The 21,156-nt window shown below is 58.3% G+C and carries 18 protein-coding genes and 1 riboswitch; of the genes, 7 read left to right on the plus strand and 11 right to left on the minus strand.

Annotation, left to right across the window (positions count from 1 at the left end):
• Positions 1 to 10: 10 nt before the first annotated feature.
• The 3 genes from CCGE531_RS12475 (at position 11) to CCGE531_RS12485 (ending at position 2,298) form a co-directional block, all read left to right on the plus strand.
• A complete protein-coding gene (locus CCGE531_RS12475) occupies positions 11 to 1,072 on the plus strand; it encodes an ABC transporter ATP-binding protein (RefSeq protein ID WP_120664446.1) in 1,062 nt (353 codons plus the stop codon).
• Positions 1,073 to 1,178: 106 nt separating this feature from the next.
• Positions 1,179 to 1,322, plus strand: a riboswitch (FMN riboswitch).
• Positions 1,323 to 1,410: 88 nt separating this feature from the next.
• A complete protein-coding gene (locus tag CCGE531_RS12480; protein WP_120666769.1) occupies positions 1,411 to 1,887 on the plus strand; it encodes a 6,7-dimethyl-8-ribityllumazine synthase in 477 nt (158 codons plus the stop codon).
• Between the two features lie 60 nt (positions 1,888 to 1,947).
• Entirely contained in the window at positions 1,948 to 2,298 is a 351-nt protein-coding gene (locus tag CCGE531_RS12485) for a VOC family protein (protein ID WP_120664447.1), read from the plus strand.
• Between the two features lie 56 nt (positions 2,299 to 2,354).
• On the opposite strand, the gene phnF is transcribed toward CCGE531_RS12485, so the two are convergent.
• The 7 genes from phnF to CCGE531_RS12520 form a co-directional block, all read right to left on the minus strand.
• Positions 2,355 to 3,083, minus strand: a complete 729-nt coding sequence (gene phnF / locus CCGE531_RS12490; RefSeq protein ID WP_120664448.1) for a phosphonate metabolism transcriptional regulator PhnF — start codon at positions 3,081 to 3,083, stop codon at positions 2,355 to 2,357.
• A 1-nt stretch (position 3,084) separates the two neighbouring features.
• The gene (locus CCGE531_RS12495) at positions 3,085 to 3,771 is read right to left on the minus strand and encodes a methyltransferase domain-containing protein (protein WP_120664449.1); all 687 of its coding nucleotides are present in this window, start codon (positions 3,769 to 3,771) and stop codon (positions 3,085 to 3,087) included.
• Positions 3,772 to 3,926: 155 nt separating this feature from the next.
• Positions 3,927 to 4,931: an ABC transporter ATP-binding protein gene (locus tag CCGE531_RS12500; protein WP_120664450.1), complete on the minus strand. Its 1,005-nt coding sequence runs from the start codon at positions 4,929 to 4,931 to the stop codon at positions 3,927 to 3,929.
• A gap of 12 nt (positions 4,932 to 4,943) precedes the next feature.
• Complete coding sequence (locus tag CCGE531_RS12505; RefSeq protein ID WP_120664451.1) at positions 4,944 to 6,008, minus strand: Gfo/Idh/MocA family oxidoreductase; 1,065 nt, start codon at positions 6,006 to 6,008, stop codon at positions 4,944 to 4,946.
• The gene (locus CCGE531_RS12510; protein ID WP_120664452.1) at positions 6,005 to 6,844 is read right to left on the minus strand and encodes a carbohydrate ABC transporter permease; all 840 of its coding nucleotides are present in this window, start codon (positions 6,842 to 6,844) and stop codon (positions 6,005 to 6,007) included. The genes CCGE531_RS12505 and CCGE531_RS12510 overlap by 4 nt, the downstream gene beginning before the upstream one ends.
• A 12-nt stretch (positions 6,845 to 6,856) precedes the next feature.
• On the minus strand, positions 6,857 to 7,810 hold the full coding sequence (locus tag CCGE531_RS12515; protein ID WP_120664453.1) for a sugar ABC transporter permease: 954 nt from the start codon (positions 7,808 to 7,810) through the stop codon (positions 6,857 to 6,859).
• A gap of 200 nt (positions 7,811 to 8,010) precedes the next feature.
• Positions 8,011 to 9,270 carry an ABC transporter substrate-binding protein gene (locus CCGE531_RS12520; RefSeq protein WP_120664454.1) on the minus strand — a complete coding sequence of 420 codons (1,260 nt, stop codon included), beginning with the start codon at positions 9,268 to 9,270 and terminating at the stop codon, positions 8,011 to 8,013.
• Between the two features lie 544 nt (positions 9,271 to 9,814).
• Here CCGE531_RS12520 and CCGE531_RS12525 point away from each other — a divergent pair.
• Positions 9,815 to 10,699, plus strand: a complete 885-nt coding sequence (locus tag CCGE531_RS12525) for a BadF/BadG/BcrA/BcrD ATPase family protein (protein ID WP_120666771.1) — start codon at positions 9,815 to 9,817, stop codon at positions 10,697 to 10,699.
• Entirely contained in the window at positions 10,696 to 11,460 is a 765-nt protein-coding gene (locus CCGE531_RS12530) for a GntR family transcriptional regulator (protein WP_120664455.1), read from the plus strand. The genes CCGE531_RS12525 and CCGE531_RS12530 overlap by 4 nt, the downstream gene beginning before the upstream one ends.
• 130 nt (positions 11,461 to 11,590) lie before the next feature.
• Here CCGE531_RS12530 and metH read toward each other — a convergent pair whose 3' ends face one another.
• Entirely contained in the window at positions 11,591 to 15,355 is a 3,765-nt protein-coding gene (gene metH / locus CCGE531_RS12535; RefSeq protein ID WP_120664456.1) for a methionine synthase, read from the minus strand.
• Positions 15,356 to 15,597: 242 nt separating this feature from the next.
• On the opposite strand from metH, the gene CCGE531_RS12540 reads away from it, so the two are divergent.
• A complete protein-coding gene (locus tag CCGE531_RS12540) occupies positions 15,598 to 16,854 on the plus strand; it encodes an AGE family epimerase/isomerase (protein WP_120664457.1) in 1,257 nt (418 codons plus the stop codon).
• Positions 16,855 to 16,899: 45 nt separating this feature from the next.
• Here CCGE531_RS12540 and CCGE531_RS12545 read toward each other — a convergent pair whose 3' ends face one another.
• Positions 16,900 to 17,388 (minus strand): heme-degrading domain-containing protein, encoded by a 489-nt coding sequence (locus CCGE531_RS12545; protein WP_120664458.1) that lies wholly within the window; start codon positions 17,386 to 17,388, stop codon positions 16,900 to 16,902.
• A gap of 59 nt (positions 17,389 to 17,447) precedes the next feature.
• On the minus strand, positions 17,448 to 18,395 hold the full coding sequence (locus CCGE531_RS12550) for an ATP-grasp fold amidoligase family protein (protein ID WP_245458840.1): 948 nt from the start codon (positions 18,393 to 18,395) through the stop codon (positions 17,448 to 17,450).
• Between the two features lie 84 nt (positions 18,396 to 18,479).
• Here CCGE531_RS12550 and CCGE531_RS12555 point away from each other — a divergent pair, with 84 nt between their 5' ends.
• Positions 18,480 to 19,988, plus strand: a complete 1,509-nt coding sequence (locus CCGE531_RS12555; RefSeq protein ID WP_120666774.1) for an oligosaccharide flippase family protein — start codon at positions 18,480 to 18,482, stop codon at positions 19,986 to 19,988.
• Between the two features lie 5 nt (positions 19,989 to 19,993).
• Here the strand turns inward: CCGE531_RS12555 and CCGE531_RS12560 are convergent, their stop codons facing one another.
• Positions 19,994 to 21,154, minus strand: a complete 1,161-nt coding sequence (locus CCGE531_RS12560) for a polysaccharide biosynthesis protein GumK (RefSeq protein ID WP_205586439.1) — start codon at positions 21,152 to 21,154, stop codon at positions 19,994 to 19,996.
• Positions 21,155 to 21,156 lie beyond the last annotated feature (2 nt).

Here is a 21,156-nt window from a genome sequence, read left to right on the forward strand (position 1 = left end):
GCTTCTCACCATGGCTTTTCTCGAACTCACCCACATCAAGAAGTCCTTCGGCGACGTTCACGTCGTTCACGATTTCAATATGCAAATCGAGAAGGGAGAATTCGTCTCCTTCCTCGGACCATCGGGCTGCGGCAAGACGACCGTGCTGCGCATGATCGCCGGCTTCGAAACCCCGACCGCGGGCAGCTTGACGATCAACGGCAAGGATCAGCGCGCCCTGAAGCCGAACCAGCGCAACATCGGCATGGTCTTCCAGGCCTACGCGCTGTTTCCGAACATGACGGTGCACGACAACGTCGCCTTCGGCCTCAAGGTCGCCGGCATGGCGAAGCCAGATATCGACAATCGCGTCAAGGAGATGCTTGCTCTCATCAAGCTCGATCATCTCGCCAGCCGCTACCCCTACCAGATGTCCGGCGGTCAGCAGCAGCGCGTGGCGCTGGCCCGCGCCATCGCCGTCAAGCCTCAGGTCCTCTTGCTCGATGAGCCGCTGTCCGCGCTCGACGCCAAGATCCGCATTTCGCTGCGCGAAGAAATCCGTGCCATCCAGCAGCAGCTCGGCATCACCACGGTTTTCGTAACGCACGATCAGGAAGAAGCGCTTTCGATCTCCGACCGCATCGTCGTCATGAACGCAGGCCGCGCCGATCAGATCGGTACGCCTTTCGAGATCTACAACACGCCGGCAACACGCTTCGTCGCCTCCTTCGTCGGCACGCTGAACCTGATCGAAGGCAAGGTCGTCGATCCGGTCAGTAACCGCATCATGATCGGCGATCAGGGCGTGACCTTAAAGCAATCGGTTACCGCCTATAAGCCAGGCGATACGGTATCGCTCGCCCTGCGTCCGGAGGCCGGCTCGCTGGCCGAATCGGCCAAGGGCGATACCGCTCTGACGGGCGAAGTTTCCTCGGCGCACTTCCTGGGTTCCGTCATCCGCACCCGTATGAATGTCGCCGGCAACACCATTTCCTTCGACATGTTCAACAGCCCGGGCATGATGCCCCCAAGCGTCGGCGAGAAGGTGACGCTGCGCTTCGCCTCCTCCGACCTGCTCGTCATTCAGGATTGAGAATGGCCCCTGCATCGCAGGGAAACTTTGAAAAATTATTCGCAAACGCCGGGTCAAAAGCCCGGCGTTTTTCTTTGATTTCCACAAGGGAAAGCATCTATAGTTCACGCGTTCTCAGGGCGGGGTGCAATTCCCCACCGGCGGTATGGGGTTTTCCCGAGCCCGCGAGCGCCTTCCGGGCTTCGGAAGGGTCAGCAGATCCGGTGAGATGCCGGAGCCGACGGTATAGTCCGGATGGAAGAGAGCAAGCCGGGTCGCACCTTCTCCGCGCGGGGAGTGCTGCAATTCTGCGTGTTCGCCCAAGGGATAATTGACAACAACCCTTGAAAGGCAAATTCATGACCATTTCGATTTCTACCCAGCCGAGCCGCATTGCGATCATTCGGGCCCGCTGGCATGCCGACATCGTCGATCGCTCGGTCGATTCCTTCGTTGCCGAATGGCAGACGACGGAAGGCGCACCACCCATCGACATCTTCGACGTCCCCGGCGCGCTCGAAATTCCGCTGCACGCGCAGACGCTCGCCCGCAATGGCCGTTATTCCGCAATCGTTGCCACCGCTTTCGTTGTCGACGGCGGCATCTATCGCCATGAATTCGTCGCCAATACGGTTCTTGATGCCATGATGCGCGTCCAGCTCGATACCGGTGTACCAATCCTCTCGGCAGTTCTGACGCCGCATCACTTCCAGGAGTCGGAAGCGCATATCCAGTTCTTCAAGGAACATTTCATCATCAAGGGTCGTGAAGTGGCAAGCGCATGCCGCCATATTCTCGCGGAACGCACGAAGCTGCTGCCCGCAGTCACCGTCTGAACCAGCATTGGTGGAGGCGCGGCTGAGGCCCGCCTCCATGTCCACGAGGGAGAAACGTCAGTGACCGTCCTACGCATCATCCCAAACCTGCCGACCGCCGATCCAGACACCGCTCGCCTTTTCTACCATGACCTGCTCGGCCTCGACATCGTCATGGATCACGGCTGGATCGTCACCTTCGCCTCCGAAGCGGCAACGGTTCCGCAAATCAGCGTCGCCAGCGAAGGCGGCTCCGGCACGATCGTCCCCGACCTTTCTATCGAAGTCGACGATGTCGACACGCTTTATCATCGCGCTACATCCATGGGCTTCGGCATATTGTATGACCTGACGGACGAACCCTGGGGCGTTCGCCGCTTCTACGTCCGTGACCCTTTCGGCAAGGTGGTCAATATCCTCTCTCACCGCTGAGGCGGACATAGGCAGTGCGCTTTTGCCTCGGGTATCGGCGATACCATCCCAAATTGCTATCGCAGATCCACGTTGAAGGTGATCCGCTCCGCCGACCAGATCGACTCCGAATAGGTTATCGGCAGCCCTTCCGCATCCGCGTCCACCTTGCGGATAATGAGCAGCGGTACGGATTTCGGCTGCCGCAGGAGCCGCGCCTCTTCCACCGTCGGCATCCGCGCCTCGATCTCCGTCGACAGCCGTTCGTAGTCGGTGACGCCGTAGCTGGCGAGTGCCGCAGAGATCGTCTCATATTGCGACCGGGCCTTATCGAAATCGGGAAAGCGCCCGGCTGGATAATATGAATCGCCTAATTCGACCGGAATACCATCGGCGGTCATTAAGCCACGACGATGGATGACCGGCGCACCCATCGCCAACTTCAAATAGGTAGCGACGCGCTCCGTCGCCGGCACGATCTCGTGAACGAGCAATTCGCCACCCGGCTCAAAGCCTTGTTCGATCAGATTTTTGTGAAAGCGGGTGCGCTTCGACAGCGTATAGTCGAGCACGCCCTTATGGACGAATGTCCCTCGCCCCTGTTCGGCGCGGACCAGCCCGCGCTGTTCCAGATGCCCCAGCGCCTGGCGCACGGTAAAACGGCTGACGCCGAAACGCTGCATTAGCTCCGGCTCGGTCGGCAATTTTTCTCCTGGGGCAAAAGTCCCGGCGGCAATATCTGCCGCCAGGATTTCGCCGATCTGATGCCAGAGGGCGCTGCCGCTCTTTCGATCGATCGTCTCCATGTCAGACACGCTTTTCGAGGCGGAACAACAGCTTGTATTCGGCCGGATAGCTCAGCGCATCGAGAATGCTCGGATAATATTTGCGGTCCTTCGATGAGTGAACAAAGCCGTCATAGCCGAAACGCTTGACCGAAACATCGAAGCCGGCCGCGACGAATGCGTCGATATAATCCTGTGGAGACCGATCCTGCATCGGCGCATTGCTGTTATTGCCGATCAGTTCGAGCCATTTCGGCCAGAGCGGCATTTCATTGTGGCAACCGGTCACAGCATAGTAGACGCCGCCATTCCGCATGACCTGAAACATCTGGTCGGCGTGCTGTTTCAGCTCCGGCAGCAGATAGATCACCTCATAACTGAAGGCGACATCGAAACTATCGGCAAAGGGCGACAGGTCAGTCGTCACATGAAACTGCAGCGGCATATTGCCGACGGCCGCGACCGCAGCAGCCACCGACTCCGAAGCGATATCGATGCCGACGCCGCGCCGGAACGGCCGCATGCCATGGAGCAAACGCAGGAAGCCGCCGCGGTTGCAGCCGAAATCAAGGATTGTCTTCGAGGAGAAATCACGCTCCGGCACGGTTTCGATGAAGTGCCGCCAATAGGGACTATGCGATTCCGCCATTGCGGTATCGCCTTGAGGGTCCTTGCGCCAGGTGGCGTAAGTCGTTGCTGCGCTCGTCATGATGCTCTCGCTGTTGGAGTTGACTGATCTCTTGATAGTGAGGTTTCATGACAGCGGCATGAATTCGTCCGGACGACTGGACTATTCGATATGGACAAAATAAAAAAGGCTCTGGCGCGCGGCAGAGCCCTTTTCAAAAGGTCGATCGGAGTGGCTTAGGCCCCGATCGCTTTGTCATTGGCATCGAAGCGATGCATATGGCTCGTATCCGGCGTCGCATAAACAATCTCGTCCGGCTCGTACTTATGCTCGCCGAAGAGACGTACCGTCAGAAGACCGGTGGTTTCGGATTCGAGATAGATGATTGTGTCCGCGCCGAGATGCTCGACGTGGATGACCTTGGCGGCCCAAGAGCCCTGATCGCGCGACAGCGTGATATGTTCGGGGCGAATGCCCAGGGTTTTGGCACCGATTTCGCCCAGCTTCTCGGCCGGAATGAAATTCATCTGCGGCGAGCCGATAAAGCCGGCAACGAAGGTATTGGCCGGGTGATTATAGAGCTCCATCGGCGAACCGATCTGCTCGATCGCGCCGGCATTGAGCACGACGATCTTGTCGGCGAGCGTCATCGCCTCGACCTGATCGTGGGTGACGTAGATCATCGTCGCCTTCAGGCTGCGATGCAGTCGAGCAATCTCCAGACGCGTCTGTACGCGCAATGCGGCATCGAGATTCGACAGCGGCTCGTCGAAGAGGAAAAGCTCGGGCTCGCGAACGATCGCGCGGCCGATGGCGACACGCTGTCGCTGGCCGCCGGAAAGCTCGGCCGGGCGGCGGGCCAGATAAGGCGCGAGCGACAGCATGCTCGAAGCCTTCTCGACCCGGTTGTCGATCTCGGCCTTCGGCGTACCGGCCTGCTTGAGACCCAATCCCATATTGTCCTTGACAGTCAGATGCGGATAGAGCGCATAGGACTGGAAAACCATCGAAATGCCGCGCTTGGCCGGCGGCGCCGCGGTCACATCCTGGCCGTTGATCAGCACTGCACCGGAGGTCACATCCTCGAGACCGGCGATGCTGCGCAGAAGGGTCGACTTGCCGCAGCCGGAAGGGCCGACGAAGATGACGAACTCGCCATCCTTCACTTCGAGGTCGATGCCCTTCAGCACGTCGTGCGAGCCATAGGCCTTGCGGATGGATTTCAGTTGAAGCGATCCCACAGTCTCTTGTCCTTATAGATAAACAGGCTTGCCGGTGCGCACGCTCTCATCGGCGGCGAGGCATATACGCAGCGATTGAACGGCATCGGCCATATTGCGATTGAGGTCGAGATCCTCGCGGATGGCCTTCAGCATGAAGGCCTGCTCGAAGTCGCAGAGCTCCTGATGGCCGGGTTCGCCATCCATATGCAGGTCCTGATCCGGCCGGATGAACTGACCGCTCGGGCCTGCCTCGGCGTTGTGCAGCCGGATGACCGAGGTTTTGGTGTGCATGTCGATATCGTCGGACTTGGCATTCTGATCCATGACGATCGAGACCGAACCGTTCGGCGACATCACATCCTTCACGAAGAAAGCCGTTTCCGAAATCATCGGACCCCAACCGGCCTCGTACCAGCCGACCGAGCCATCCTCGAAGATCACCTGCAGGTGGCCGTAATTATACATGTCCGGCTTGATCTCCTGCGACAGCCGCAGGCCCATGCCACGCACCTCGACGGGCTTGGCGTCGGTGATCTGGCACATGACGTCGACATAATGCACGCCGCAATCGACGATCGGCGAGGTCGTGCGCATCAATGCCTTGTGCGTCTCCCAAGTCGGACCGCTCGATTGCTGATTGAGGTTCATGCGGAAGACATAGGGACCGCCGAGTTTGCGGGCTTCGGCGATCAGCCGCATCCATGAGGGATGGTGGCGCAGGATGTAGCCGATCGCCAGCTTCTTGCCGGCCTTCTGCGCAGCCGCAACGACGCGCTCGGCATCTTCGACCGTGGTGGCCAGCGGCTTCTCGACGAAGACATGGCAGCCTGCTTCGAAGGCCATGACGGCGAAATCGGCATGGCTGTCGGAATAGGTATTGATGGAGCAGAGATCCGGCTTCAGCTCCTTCAATGCCGCCTCGAAATCCGCATGGATCGTATATTCCCGCAGCTCCTCAGGCAGCTCGGGCTTGGAGCGATTGACGAGGCCGACGATCTCGAAGCCCGGATTGTTATGATAGGCCAGAGCATGGCTGCGGCCCATATTGCCAAGGCCGGCGACGAGAACGCGGATCGGCTTTTCGGATAGGCTCACTTGACTGCTCCGGATGTAATGCCGCGAATGAGTTGACGCGAAAACAGGACGTAAAGGATGAGGATCGGCAGGATGGCAAGCGTCAGTGCCGCCAGCACCGCATTCCAGTTGGTGACGAACTGGCCGATGAAGATCTGCGATCCGAGCGTCACCGTCTTGGTCGCCTCGCTCGGAGCCAGGATCAACGGGAACCACAGATCGTTCCAGATCGGGATCATGGTGAAGACCGCAACCGTCGCCATGGCCGGGCGGACCAGCGGCAGCACCAGACGGAAGAAAATGGCATATTCGCTGAGGCCATCGATGCGACCGGCATTCTTCAGGTCGTCGGAAACCGTCCGCATGAACTCTGAGAGAATGAAGATGGCGAGCGGCAGGCCCTGCGCCGTATAGACGAGGATCAGAGCCGTCAGCGTGTTGACGAGGCCGGCGGCAACCATGCCCTGCAGGATCGCGACCGTGCCGAGCCGGATCGGGATCATGATGCCGATTGCCAGATAAAGGCCCATGACTGTATTGCCGCGGAAGCGGTATTCGGACAGGGCGAAGGCGGCCATTGCCCCGAACAGCAGCGTCAGGATGATCGAGAGGATCGTCACGATGAAGCTGTTCTGGAAATAGGTCAGAAAATCCCCCTGCTTCAGAACGGTATCATAGCCGATCATGCTGAAGGAGGATGGCGTCGGGACGCTCAAGGGCGCCCGGAAGATCGATGCTCGATCCTTGAAGGAGTTGATAACGGTCAGGAACACCGGAAAGATGGCCACCAGCGTATAGGCGATGAGCGCCAGATGCACGAGGCCGTTGCGGACAAGCGAAGTGCGTGCCTTGGACATGGTTCGCGCTCCTCAGAACTGGTAGCGGCGGATGCGCCGCTGGACGATGAAAAGATAGAACGAAACGCCGGCCAGGATGATGAGGAACATCACCGTCGCGATGGTCGCGCCCATCGAGCGGTCGCCCAGTTGCAGCTGAAAGCCGAAGAAGACGCGATAGAGCAGCGTGCCGAGAATGTCGGTGGACCCATCCGGTCCCGCCAATGCGCCTTGCACGGTATAGACAAGGTCAAACGCGTTGAAATTGCCGACGAAGGTGAGGATCGAGATGATGCCGATCGCCGGCAGCACGAGCGGCAGCTTGATCTTCCAGAACTGGCTCCAGCCGGTAATGCCGTCGCATTCGGCGGCTTCGATAACCTCTTCCGGAATGTTGAGCAGAGCTGCATAGATCAGCATCATCGGAATGCCGACATATTGCCAGACCGAGATCAGCGCGACAGCGATCAGCGCCGTGCTCGGCTTGCCGAGCCATGGTGCAAAGAACGATTTGAGCCCGATCACGCTCAGCAGTTCGGGCGCGACACCCCAAAGCGGCGAAAGGATCAGCTTCCAGATGAAGCCGACGACAACGAAGGAAAGCAGCGTCGGCAGGAAGATGGCCGTGCGATAGAACGCTACAAAGCGCAATTTCGGCAATGACAAAAGCGCGGCTAGCGCGACGCCGATCGGATTCTGCACGCACATATGGATAATGAAGAAGATCAGATTGTTGCGCAGCGCATTCCAGAAATCATGCGACCAGCGTTCGTCGCCGAACAGAACCATGAAATTGTTCAGGCCGACGAAGACGGATTGATTATCCACGACGTTGTAAAGCGACAGCCGCAAGGTCTCGATCAGCGGCAGGATCATGACCGCCGTATAGACGACAAAGGCCGGGAAAAGGAAAACGAGGATATGCCAGCGCTTGGTGCGCCTGATCGGCATGACCTCAAGGGCATCTGATGTCGCGGCGTCGCTCATGGCTTTCTGCCTGTTTTTCTTGGCTGCTGAAGGAGGCGGCAGCTCTAAGGTTCAAATCCACCCGTTGCCCCGGCTCTCAAGCCGGATGGAAACGACGTCGGGCGTGTCGAATGCAAAGGCGAGGCGATCGCCGGTTCGATTATCGAAGCAATGAAAAAGGCGAGGAGCCCGTAAGGTCCCTCGCCCGCATGTGCAGCTATTTACTTGCCGGGCTTGTACCAGCTGTCGAGACCCTTCTGGAGCTTCTCGCTAGCCTTTTCCGGCGTATCCGTGCCGTTGATCACGTTTGCGGATTCGGTCCAAGTTTCATTTTCCAGATTCGGCTTACCGCGCGACAGGATCTGATAGGTGGAGCGAACGGTCGACTTGTGATTGTCGCGCCAGGAGACGAACTCCTGCGCAAGTGCATCGCTCATCTTTACCGGATGCGAGTTCAGGCTGAAGAAGCCAGGCAGCGAGTTAGCGTAAATGTTGGCGAACTCGTCGGAAGCAACCCAGCTCAGGAACTTCTTGGCTTCTTCCGGATGCTTGCCCTTGGCGTTCAGGCCGACGCCGATATCCGGATGGTCGGAGATGTAGGCCGTATCGCCAGCCTTTGTGACCGGCGGCGGGAATGCGCCCATCTTGAACTGCGCCTGGGTGTTAAAGAGGGAAATTTCCCAGGAACCGGCCGGATAGATCGCAGCTTTGCCGAGCGTGAAGAGGTTCTGGCTGTCGGAATAGCTTTGTGCTTCGAAACCATCGCCGAGGTAGGGCTTCCACTTGGTGAGTTCCTTGTAAGGATCGACCCAAGCGGCGTCCGTCAGCTTTTCCTTGCCTGATATCAGCGCCTTACGACCGTCTTCGCCCTTCCAGTAGTTGGGGCCGATGTTCTGGTAGCCCATGGTTGCGGCTTCCCAGAGATCCTTCGTGCCCATGGCCATCGGAATGTAGGTGCCGTCGGCCTTGATCTTATCGAGAACAGCAAAGAACTCGTCGCGCGTCGCCGGCACTTTCAGGCCGAGCTTGTCGAATGCGTCCTTGTTGTAGATGAAGCCGTGGATGACCGAAGCCATCGGCACGCAGAAAGTCGACTTGCCGTCATCGGTGGACCAGGCAGCCTTGGCGACGGCAGAGAAGTTTTCCATGCCCTTCAGGCTCGTCAGATCGACAAGGTGCTTCTTGTTGAAGAGGTCGAGCGAAGCGTCGAACGGACGGCAGGTGATGATGTCGCCCGCGGAGCCGGCGTCGAGCTTGGCGTTCAGTGAGGCGTTGTATTCAGTCGGAGCCGTCGGCGAGAAGACGATCTTGATGCCCGGATTTTTCGCTTCGAAAGCCGGGATGATCTTTTCCTGCCAGATCTGCAGGTCGTCGTTACGCCAGCTTTCAACCGTCAGCGTCACGTCGGCCGCATGCGCCAGGCTGACTGACGTCAGCAGGCTGGATGCAAGAAGCAAGCCTTTCAGAACATTGGTTTTCATTTCCCTCTCCTGTTTTCCGCGCCATAGCAAGGCGCTGTTTTCGATCTGAAATCCGCTGGCCTGTCCGAGGAAACGGTCAGCGCTCCGCAGGGACCGCCAATATTGCCGACCCCCCATGCAAAGGGCTTCAGAGGCAAGCTGCCCGATCCACCCGATCAATTGCTGCATGTCGCCACTTAGGCGAAGACGCTGCAAGAACCACGCGGGAAACTCATGACGAACGCCGAAGCGAGATCCTCCTGATCCGAACGGTCGGGACAACGACGAGATGAGCGCCTCTGAGGCTCACCTACCGACTGTTGTTCTTTTGCCGGCTTTGCCGATGTCCATTCGTATTTGTTCCCTTGCCACGAATTAAGGCCAAAAAAATACCAATTGTCCAGCCGATTTTAACTTTCGAAGATAAAAATGTCGATGCAAATAAATTTCTCCATATATTTCAATATTATATCAGCCAATAAAAATGAGCACATCGCCTATTGGTAAATGGTATTTTTTTGGTATTGTATGGAAAAGCGGGGAACAGATGGCATTCGGAGGTATGATGGGGCAGTTTGCAATTGGTATCGATGGCGGCGGGACAAGTTGTCGGGCAGCAGTTATCGATCGCACCGGGCAAGTGCTCGGTACCGGCAAGGCCGGGGCGGCCAATATCCTCTCCGACCTGGAAAACTCGTTGATCCATATCGTCGCCTCGGCAAGACAGGCGCTGATCGATGCAAAGCTGGACCCGGAACTGCTGCAGAAGCTGCCGGCGGTCATCGGAACCGCGGGAGCCAATGTAGGCAATTATGGCAAACGGGTCGAAGGTGCCCTGCCCTTTGCAAGCACGCGCGTGGTCACCGATGCGACGATTGCGCTTCAAGGTGCGCTCGGCGACGCGGATGGGATTATAGGCGCCTTCGGCACCGGCTCCGTCTACAATGCCCGCCGCGATGGCAAGAGCTGGGGGATCGGCGGCTGGGGCTTTGTCATCGGCGATCAGGCCAGCGGCGCACGCCTAGGTCGCGACCTGCTCGAGCGAGCTCTTCTGGCCCATGATGGCGTAATGACGGGCTCCGCACTGACGACATCGATCATGGCCGAATACGGCAACGATCCGGAACGGATCGTCGAATTTGCTCACGTATCGAAGCCCAAGGATTTCGCCCGCTACGCTCCGATCGTGTTCGAATGTGCCGGAGCGGAGGATGTCGTCGCCATCGATATCGTCAGGACGGCGGCGAGATCCATAACCGACAGTCTTAACGCATTGCTTTGGCCGGGATGCCCCTCGATCTGCCTTCTCGGCGGCCTTGCCCAGGCCTATCGTCCCTGGCTTGATGATCGGCACAAGGCGATGCTCGCCGAACCCAAGGGCGATGTCTTGCGCGGCGCCGTGGAGCTGGCGGCAAAATTGCTGCGGGGTGGAGAGGGAAATAGGGCATGACCGAAGATTTGAGCGCGATCTTCTCGCCGGAGCGCCTTTCTGGAGGCGGCACAGGCCCACTGTATGTCAAGCTGCGGCGCACGCTCGAAGAGGCTGTGAAGGTCGGACGGCTGAAACATGGCGATGCGCTTCCGCCGGAGCGTGACATCGCCGAATTCGCCGCGGTCAGCCGCGTCACCGTGCGCAAGGCAATCGACCATCTCGTCGCCGAAGGCATCCTTGTCCGCCGCCACGGTTCCGGCACCTTCGTCGCAAAGCCGGTATCCAAAGTGGAGCAACGCCTGTCGCAACTCACGTCCTTTACCGAGGACATGGCGAGACGCGGAATGACCGCTCGTTCCGAATGGCTGCACAAGGGCGTGCACACTCCCTCCCCGGACGAGATGATGATTCTCGGCCTTGCGGCCGACACCAAGGTATCGCGGCTGAGCCGCCTGCGCATTGCCGACGACCAGCCGCTCGCGATCGAGCACGCCAGCGTCTCCGGTGAGTTCCTGCCGGATCCGTCGGTGGTGACAACATCGCTCTATGCGGAACTGGAGAAGCGGCAGGTGCGCCCCGTTCGCGCCGTTCAGCGCATATCCGCAACCAACATGAAAGAGGCGGATGCCGGGCTGCTCGGCGTTCCCGTGGGAGCCGCCGGCCTCTCGATCGAGCGTATCTCCTATCTCGGCTCCGGCAGAGCCGTTGAATTCACGCGATCGCTTTATCGCGGCGATGCCTATGATTTCGTCGCGGAGCTGACGATAGGCGCGAACTAGCGCAAATCTGCGCAGCAGAAAGAATCCGGGAATCAAAAAAACGCCGCCCCAGCTTGAGTAGCTGGGGCGGCGTTTTCATGCTGAATCAAATTCCAAGCAAAACAGCTCAAGCCGTTGAAACAGTTGGCGATCAGGCGGCCGCGTCACGCTTCTCAGGCACATAGTTGAGAACCGGACCCAGCCAGCGCTCCACCTCGGCTACCGGCATGTCCTTGCGGGCGGCATAGTCTTCGACCTGATCGCGCTCCACCTTGGCGACGCCGAAATAGTAGGAAGACGGATGGCCGATATAGATGCCCGAAACGGACGAGCCCGGCCACATGGCGTAGCTTTCCGTGAGTGTCACGCCAGTCGTCGCTTCGGCATCGAGCAGACGGAAAAGCGTATCCTTCTCAGTATGGTCAGGCTGCGCGGGATAGCCAGGCGCCGGCCGAATGCCGGCATAAGTTTCAAGAACGAGTTCTTCGCTCGAGAAGTTTTCGTCGGCAGCATAACCCCAGAACTCTCGCCGCACCCGCTCGTGCATCCGCTCGGCGAAAGCTTCCGCAAAGCGGTCGGCCAGCGCCTTGACGAGGATCGACGAATAATCGTCATTGGCGCGCTCGAAACGTTCGGCAATTGCCACTTCCTCGATGCCGGCCGTGACGACGAAGCCGCCAACATAATCGCCCACACCGCTCGAAGCCGGTGCCACGAAGTCCGACAGAGCCACATTCGGTCGGCCATCGCGCTTCGACAGCTGCTGGCGCAGCGTATAGAAGGTCGCAAGCTCCTCGCTACGGCTTTCATCCGTAAACAGCCTGATATCGTCGCCGACCGCACCCGCCGGCCAGAAGCCGATGACGGCGCGCGGGCGGAACCAGTTCTCCGCGATGATCTTTTCCAGCATCGCCTGAGCATCACTGTAAAGCTGTCGCGCCGCCTCGCCCTGCTTCTCGTCCTCCAGGATGGCGGGGAAGCGACCCTTTAGCTCCCAGGTCTGGAAGAACGGGGTCCAGTCGATATATTTCGCCAGCTCGCCAAGATCGTAGCTCTCGAACACCTTCGTCCCGAAGAACTGCGGCCTGACGGGCTTGTAGCCTGACCAATCCACCTTCTCGGCATTCTCGCGTGCCCTGGCAATCGGCAGGCGCACCTTCTCGGCTTCGTTGCGCGCATGCGCGGCGGCGACCTTCGAATATTCGGCCCGGACGGTATCGATATAGCCCTGATGCGCTTCGGGCGACAGCAACGCGGACACGACACCGACGGCGCGGCTGGCATCCGTGACGTAGACCGTCTGCCCGCGATGATAGCTCGGATGGATTTTCACCGCCGTATGGACGCGGCTGGTAGTAGCCCCGCCGATAAGCAGCGGAATATCGAATCCCTGCCGTTCCATCTCGGAAGCGACATGCACCATCTCGTCCAGGGACGGCGTGATCAGTCCCGACAAGCCGATGATGTCAATCTTCTCGGCAACAGCCGTTTCCAGGATTTTCGTCGCCGGCACCATGACGCCGAGATCGATGATTTCGTAGTTGTTGCAGGCGAGCACGACGCCGACGATGTTCTTGCCGATATCGTGAACATCGCCCTTGACGGTCGCCATCAGCACCTTGCCCGCTGACCGCCGCTCAATATTGCCGCCGTTTGCAAGCTTCTCGGCTTCCATATAGGGCAGCAGCACGGCAACAGCCTGCTTCATGACGCGGGCAGACTTCACCACCTGCGGCAGGAACATCTTGCCCGAACCAAAAAGGTCGCCAACAACGTTCATGCCGGCCATCAAAGGGCCTTCGATCACATGCAGCGGCCGCTCGGCAGACTGACGCGCCTCTTCGGTATCGGCTTCGATATATTCGGTAATGCCGCTGACCAGCGCGTGTTCGAGCCGCTTTTCTACCGGCCACTCGCGCCAGGAAAGATCCTGCACCTTGGCTTCCTTGCCGCCAGCGCCGCGGAAGCGCTCGGCGATCTCGAGCAGACGCTCCGTGCTGTCAGACCTGCGGTTGAGGACGACATCTTCGCATGCGTCCCGCAATTCCGCGTCGATATTGTCGTAGACGGCAAGCTGACCGGCATTGACGATGCCCATGTCCATGCCCGCCTGGATGGCATGGTAGAGGAACACGGCATGCATAGCCTCGCGGACAGGTTCATTGCCGCGAAACGAGAAGGAAAGGTTCGAGACGCCGCCGGAAATATGGACCAGCGGCATCGTCTTACGGATTGTCCGCGCCGCCTCGATGAAGTCGACGCCGTAATTATTGTGCTCTTCGATACCCGTTGCGACCGCGAAGATGTTCGGATCGAAGATGATATCTTCCGGCGGCAGGCCTGCCGCTTCCGTCAGCAGTTTGTAGGCACGCGAGCAAATCTCGACCTTGCGCTTATAGCTGTCTGCTTGCCCCTGTTCATCGAACGCCATGACGACGACGGCCGCGCCATACATGCGCATCAATCGAGCCTGCTTGAGGAAGTTCTCCTCGCCTTCCTTCAGGGAGATCGAATTGACGATCGGCTTGCCCTGCACGCATTTCAGGCCGGCCTCGATGATCGAGAACTTCGAGCTGTCGATCATCACGGGAACACGGGCGATATCCGGTTCGGCGGCGATGAGGTTCAGGAACTCGACCATCGCCTTCTCGGAATCGATCAGGCCTTCGTCCATGTTGATGTCGATGATTTGCGCACCGTTCTCGACCTGATCCCGGGCAACGACAAGTGCCGCCGCATAATCGGCATTGGTGATCAGCTTGCGGAATTTTGCCGAACCGGTAACGTTCGTGCGTTCGCCAACATTGACGAAGGGAATATCCTTGGTGAGCTCGAAAGGCTCCAGGCCGGAAAGCGCCATGAACGGACGATGCTCGGCGAGCCTACGCGGCGGATACTTGGAAACCGCCTGGGCGATTGCAGCGATATGCTCCGGCGTGGAACCACAGCAGCCGCCAACGATATTGACGAGCCCTTCGCGCGCAAATTCTTCGACCTGCGCCGCCATCATCTCGGGCGTTTCATCGTACTGACCGAATTCGTTCGGTAGGCCGGCATTGGGGTAAGCACAGACGAAAGTATCCGCAGCAGCCGAAAGCTCCTGCAGATGCGGCAGCATGGCATTGGCGCCGAGCGCACAATTGAGGCCGACGGTAAAGGGGCTGGCATGGCGCACGGAATTCCAGAACGCCGAAGGGGTCTGACCTGACAGCGTGCGGCCGGAAAGATCGGTGATCGTGCCTGAAATCATGACCGGCAAATGGATGCCCTTGGCCTCGAAACGCTCCTCGCAGGCAAAGATTGCCGCTTTGGCGTTAAGCGTATCGAAAATCGTCTCGATCAGGATGATATCTGCGCCGCCATCGATAAGGCCATCGATCTGCTCGCCATAGGCCAGGCGCAGATCATCAAAGCTGACAGCACGATAACCCGGATTATTGACGTCGGGAGAGATCGAAGCCGTTCTATTGGTCGGGCCGATGGCACCGGCGACGAAACGGCGCTTGCCGTCTTCTCGCTCGGCACGGATCGCCGCACGGCGGACGATCTCGGCACCCTCCTTATTGAGGTCGTAGACCGCGCCTTCCATCTGGTAATCCGCCTGCGCAATGCTGGTAGAGGAGAAGGTGTTGGTCTCGAGAATATCCGCACCGGCCTTGGCATAGCGATAATGAATATCTTCGATCGCATCGGGCTGGGTCAGGATGAGGAGGTCGTTATTGCCCTTCTGGTGGCACGCGCAGCCAATGAATCGATGACCGCGAAACTGATCTTCGTCGAAACCGAGACCCTGGATCTGCGTGCCCATGGCGCCATCGAGCACGAGGATCCGTTCGCTCGCGGCCTTCCGCAAAGCTTCGAAAATCTTTCTGCCGTCGCGCTTCGCAGTTTCCGAACCAAAAAGAGTATCAAACATAAGCGAATTCCTCTGGCCTGATTGCGACTCCGCAATCAGATCACATAAAGATATCTTTATGTCAACATATCTACGCCCATGTTTGGCATTGCGCAAGCATTTCAGGAAAAGACAAACTGAGCGAATTGCCATTCGACCATGGACAACGCGAGGGTAGCGACACAGTTTCATCCCCATAACGCCATGACAGCGCTTTCGGGCGGCGCTATACGGCTTCTGGAAAAGAATCCAAGGAGGATGGCATGAACATACAGGTTGAACCCGCAGCGCTCGGAAACTGGAGCACCCGTGCCTACCATCGGCGCTGGCTGCTCGACCAGGCCGATGCGCTTTTTAATTTCTTCCAGTATCGCGCCGTCAATCCCAAGGGTGGTTTCTACGACATGAATGATGCCGGCAAACCGTTGGATGCGGCTAATCCCGTGCGCGGCATCCATTCGGCGGCTCGCATGGTGCATTGCTTCTCGATCGGATCACTGCTCGGCCGTCCCGGCTCGAACGAAATTGTCGATCATGGAATGAACTATCTATGGAATCATCATCGCGACACGAAGCATGGCGGCTATGTCTGGTCCCTGAACAATGATGGCCCCGTCGACTCCAGCAAGCAGGGTTATGGTCACGCTTTCGTACTGCTTGCCGCGTCTTCGGCCAAGACGATTGGCCATCCTCTGGCCGACGGTATGCTTGCCGACGTTGTCGAAATTCTGAACTCGAAGTTTTGGGAAGCAAAGCACGGGGCGATTGCCGAGGAATTCAACCAGGAATGGTCTCCGATCGACGGCAGCAACTATCGCGGCCAGAATTCCAACATGCATCTGACGGAAGCGCTTATGGCCGCTTTCGAGGTCACGGGCGAAAAGGCGTATCTCGACAAGGCCGAAAGCATCGCGGATCTCGTCATTCGCCGCTCTGCCGGCTCCGTTGGCTGGCGTGTGGCCGAACACTTCAACGCCGATTGGGTGCTCGACAAGAATTATCGCGGCAATGAAATGTTCCGCCCGTCCGGCACGACGCCGGGGCATTGGTTGGAATGGGCGCGACTTATCCTGCAGCTTTGGTCGTTGGGGGAAAAGCGTCACGACTGGATGCCGGACGCTGCGAGAGGTCTCTTCTCGCAGTCCATGGCCCTTGGCTGGGACAACGAAAAAGGCGGCTTCTTCTATACACTCGACTGGGAAGATGCGCCCGCCAAGCGCAACAAGCTCTGGTGGCCGGCCTGCGAGGGTGCAGGTGCAGCTCACTATCTGAATGAACACGTTCCGAGCGACTTCCACGAAGAAAGCTATAGGAAGATTTGGAGCGTGATCGGCCGGGCGTTCGTCGACCACACCAATGGCGGCTGGCATGAAGAGCTGACAGAGGGTCTCGTTCCGGCCCATACGCTATTCCCGGGCAAGGGCGATATCTATCACGCCTTGCAGGCGTGCCTGATCCCCCTCTTCCCGGCAACGGGCAGTCTGCCGAAGGTCATCGCCGAGGCCGGCGGAAAAATCTGAGATTGGCGGCGGCGCCCGGCGCGAGCCTGGCGCCGCCTCAGCCATCTATGCAAGGTTGAGATTGTGAAGTTCGTGGCCAAGCGTCAGAGCCAGCGCCTCGACAACGAGATTGTGGTCCTCGCGCTGCGGAAGGCCCGAAACGGTGACTGCGCCGATGCAGCCGGTGCCGTTGACGAAAATGGGGAAGCTGCCGCCGGATGCCGCATATTCGGCGCTCGAAAGCCCATTGTCCTCGATCGTTTTCCCCTGCTGCTGCAGCCGCAGGGTGCTGGCATAGCTGCTGCGGAAATAGCGCAAGACCATGTTGCGCTTCCGGCGAATCCAGTTGGAATTGTCGGGGGTAGAGCCGGGTAAGGCTACATAGAAAACCGGCATCGAATGCAGCGTGATATCGATGGCGACGCCCAGATTGCGCTCGCTGGCCAGGTCGCGCAGCAACTTGCCGAGTACCCAGGCGGTCGAAAGATCGAAAGCGTCGAAACGCAGCGTTTCCTCTTGAAGCCCGATGCGAGCAAGGTCCTGGTCGATCGTCATGGAAAACCTTCCCTAAAAATGGATCGGCCTATCAAACGCGGGGAGAGTGATTTGTCCACCTATCTCTTTGGGACTTCGAAACCGAGCCGCCACTTTTGACCGATGAAGAGGTCATATTCTTCCGGCTCGAACGCCTCGAAGCCCCCGCCTGGATAGAAGGTCAGTTCGCCCACGCGGACCCAGGCCGCCGACGCATAGAGATCGACACGAACGAAATCGATATCATGCGCCACGGTTTCAGCGACATGGATCATTTCATCCAGCCGCGGGGGGCGCGCAACTTCGCCTGGATAAAGGCCGAGGTAATCCGCATCGTAAAACGGCAGCTTCTGCCAGTCGGGCGTATAGTTGCAGGAATAGCCTCGGCCATTCTCGCGTATGTCGATCTCGATATGAGAAACCTTGCCGTTGAAGGTGAAGAGCCGATAATCCCAAGGAACTCGGCCATCGACGAGCAACATGCTTTCTATGAGAATACGGCGCTCCAATTGGCTGTAAGCCCACTCCCTGTTGTAGGAAGCGTGATCAATCAATCGCCACTCAGCCGAGGGATCATTCTTGAGGAGCCGGTCCACATCTGCCTCTGCGTAAAGAAATCGTCCCACACCACTCGCATGGGTCGGCTTAACGACCGCAGGCAAGGAAATTTCCGACCAATCCACGGAAGCCAGGTCCGTCCCAACCCAAAGAGTGGGAATGACATATTGACTGCCAACGCGTTCTGCAATCAGCGCCTTGGCGGCCGCCTTGTCCACGAAGCGTGGAAAGAGAGGGTTGCGATCGTATAGCTTCCGCGCCTGCACCTTGTCGGTAAAGGTTTGAGGTGATGTCAAATTGGGGAACTTGCCGCGGATGGTGCGATATTTCAGAGCACAATATGGCCTGTCCGGCAAAGGCGACATAAAGCGCCATAGGAGATTGTGCATCCGCTTGCGCAACCCCTTTTGCAGATATCCCGGAATGAGAAATCCATCCCGTTCAGTGGCTCGATCTGTCATGGCAGCCATCTTGAGTTTCAACTAGAACGCAAGTGAAAACTATCAGCCCGCCTTTAACACAAGGTTATGCGTCAGCCTTCAAGATGGATGACCATGAGCACGTCTGCATCCAATCTTCTTAGAAGCTCGCTGATCAGCCTGGCAGCAACATCCATTTCGCTGGCCGCGGGCTTCGCGAGCAGTGTCATCGCCGCCCGTCTGCTTGGTCCCGCCGGATCAGGCAAGGTCGCTTATGCATTATGGGTTGCGACGTCAGCTGCAGCGCTGGCGGACATGGGCTTGCCTCAGACCTTGCTACGCAATGCAGGAAGCCTCTCGGGCAATGGCGACGCGTGGAAAACACTGGTCCGTACGGCGCTGCGCAGCTTTCTCATATCCGTCGGCATGATTACAGCGGCGATTCTGCTCTTTGCTTTAATCACTTATGTTCACCGCGATGCACGGCATGCCTGGTTCTGGCTGGTCACCGGGCTCCTGTTCCTGAGCTATGCGTTCTATGTGTTATCGACCGCCGTGGCACGCGGAAGAAACCGCTTCGGTCAAACGGCCCGCATGACTTTACTGGGCGGAACGATGCAAGTTCCGCTTGTCTTCGCCGGAGCCTGGTTGCTAGGCCCGACGGGCGCTTTGATCGGCTATGTCGCCCGCTACCTGCCGCAAGCATTGAAATTGCGGAGTTATATCGATCCCACCTCAAAATATTCGCGGAACGCGCTGACACCGGAAATGTTGCGCTATGGCCGGTATATGTGGCTTAGCGATCTCATCGAGATCCTCGTCCTCTCGCGCATAGAGTTCCTTTTTCTCGGTATCTTTCTCTCTCCGACCAGCATTGGCTTCTTCGCTGCGGGCCTCGGCCTGGCCGGGCTCATTGAACAGGTCATGCTGCAGATATCGCCGGCATTGATCGTCAATTTCACCGAAGCACATGCTCGAAATGACCAGCAGGCGCTTGATGCGGCATATGAGCGTGTGATCCGCGTCGTCGCCCTGGTCATGCTGCCGGTCAGCCTCGGCGGCGCAACCATCATGCCCGAGCTTTTACCGCTGATCTTCGGCGAAGCCTTTGAGCCGGCCATTCCCGCAGCAGCCACCCTGCTGGCCTTTGTCTGGCTCGCCGGTATATCGGTGATACCGTGGGGTATAATCGGCGCTTCCGGGCGCAGCGCTGTTTTGCTGTGCATACAGATTGCGAGCGGCATATCGACGATATTGTTGCTGACTGTTCTCGTGCCTCTGCTTGGGCTCGAGGGCGCCGCCATTGCTCGGGCAATGATCGTCACATTGACGTTTACGTTGCTCGGCTGGATGGCTTGGAAATATGTCCGCGTTGCTGTCCCCATCACAGCCTTGGCAAAAACGATGCTCGCTACTCTTCTTTCCGCGAGCGCAGCAGGTCTCGGCGTTTACAGCCTCGACGGGCCTGCGGCGCTTGTGATCGCCATCCCCGCCGGGGCAATCGCCTATGTGCTGGCAATCCGCTTTTTGCGCTTGGTTACGCCCGAAGATATGCAGATTCTGATGGATACGGCGGTCGCGAAGCTGCCGAGAGCATCACGTCCATTCGCCGATAAACTGCTCAATTTCCTCGCGCCGGGCTAAATAAATCACTGCGTTTCGAAGGCGGTGGCCAAAGTCTGCCGCGCAACCTCGTCCCAGGTCATTATTCCATCGCGGAAAGCCGTCGAACGTCGCATCGCCAATGCCGCATCGACCTTCTCTCGCCAGGCAACCTCTCCGTTAAGACGATATGCAATGCCATTGGCACGGGTAAAGGGAACAAGATCAGGCAGCAGGATAGGCAAGCCGCAATAGCTGTATTGTGCGAGCTTAAGACTTGATTCCGCGAGATAAACCTCGTCTGCCGTGAGCCGATAAGGAGCAATGCCGAAATCCGCATGCTGCAGATAGGGAACGATGCTTTCGAAGTCCCGCTCGCCATAGATCGTGACATTTGGCTGAACCCAGCCGCTCCATGCAGCGCCAAAGACATGGAAATTCACATCGGGCGCAGCCGCTGCCATGGCGGCGACGGAAGCCTGGTCAAAGAGCATATTGCCGATGGAAATTGCATTGCGGCTGCCAGGTTCATATGGCGACGGCTGCTCGCGATCAAGGAGTGTGGTGTCAACACCTTGAGGAATGACACATACACGTCCCCCCGATGGCAGCATCGCCCCCAGCCTTTCCGAAGGAACGCAAACCGCGTCGAAGCATCCAATCTGAGAAGCCTGAATCTCTTCCAGCACTGGTGCTGTGCCTATGCTGCGCAGCAGGTCGCGGCAAAAATACAAGGTGCGTGCTTTCGAATTCAGCCTTTTGATCGTGCTAAAGAATGCGAGCGCGGAACCGCTTTCAATCACTACCAGATCCGCATCGGCGATTGCGCGCCGCGCAAAAGGCGGGAGATAGCGGCCATAGAGCCGAAAGAATCCCGCATTTGCTGCATTCAGAAAGCGGTTGCGGGAGCTGAAGGCATGTAATGGGGGAAGATAAGCACCTGCTCTCAAATTAGCGGCGATAACCTGAAATCGGTTCGCCTGGTCTTGGGACAGCGCGCGAAAGCGTGGACGATCCTTAAACAGGGTCAGCCAGCTATGTCCTATGGTAACAAAATCGACCTTATCTCCCTGCTCGGCCCAGCAGGACGCGATGAAGTGGATCGACGCCTTGCGGTAGCCGCGCAGAAACGCGTGCGACGTTAGGATAACGATCTTTCGTCGTTGCCCGGCCTCACTTATGGCCAGCTCTGCATCCTCATTTGCCAAAG

The organism is Rhizobium sp. CCGE531 (assembly GCF_003627795.1).
GTDB lineage: Bacteria > Pseudomonadota > Alphaproteobacteria > Rhizobiales > Rhizobiaceae > Rhizobium.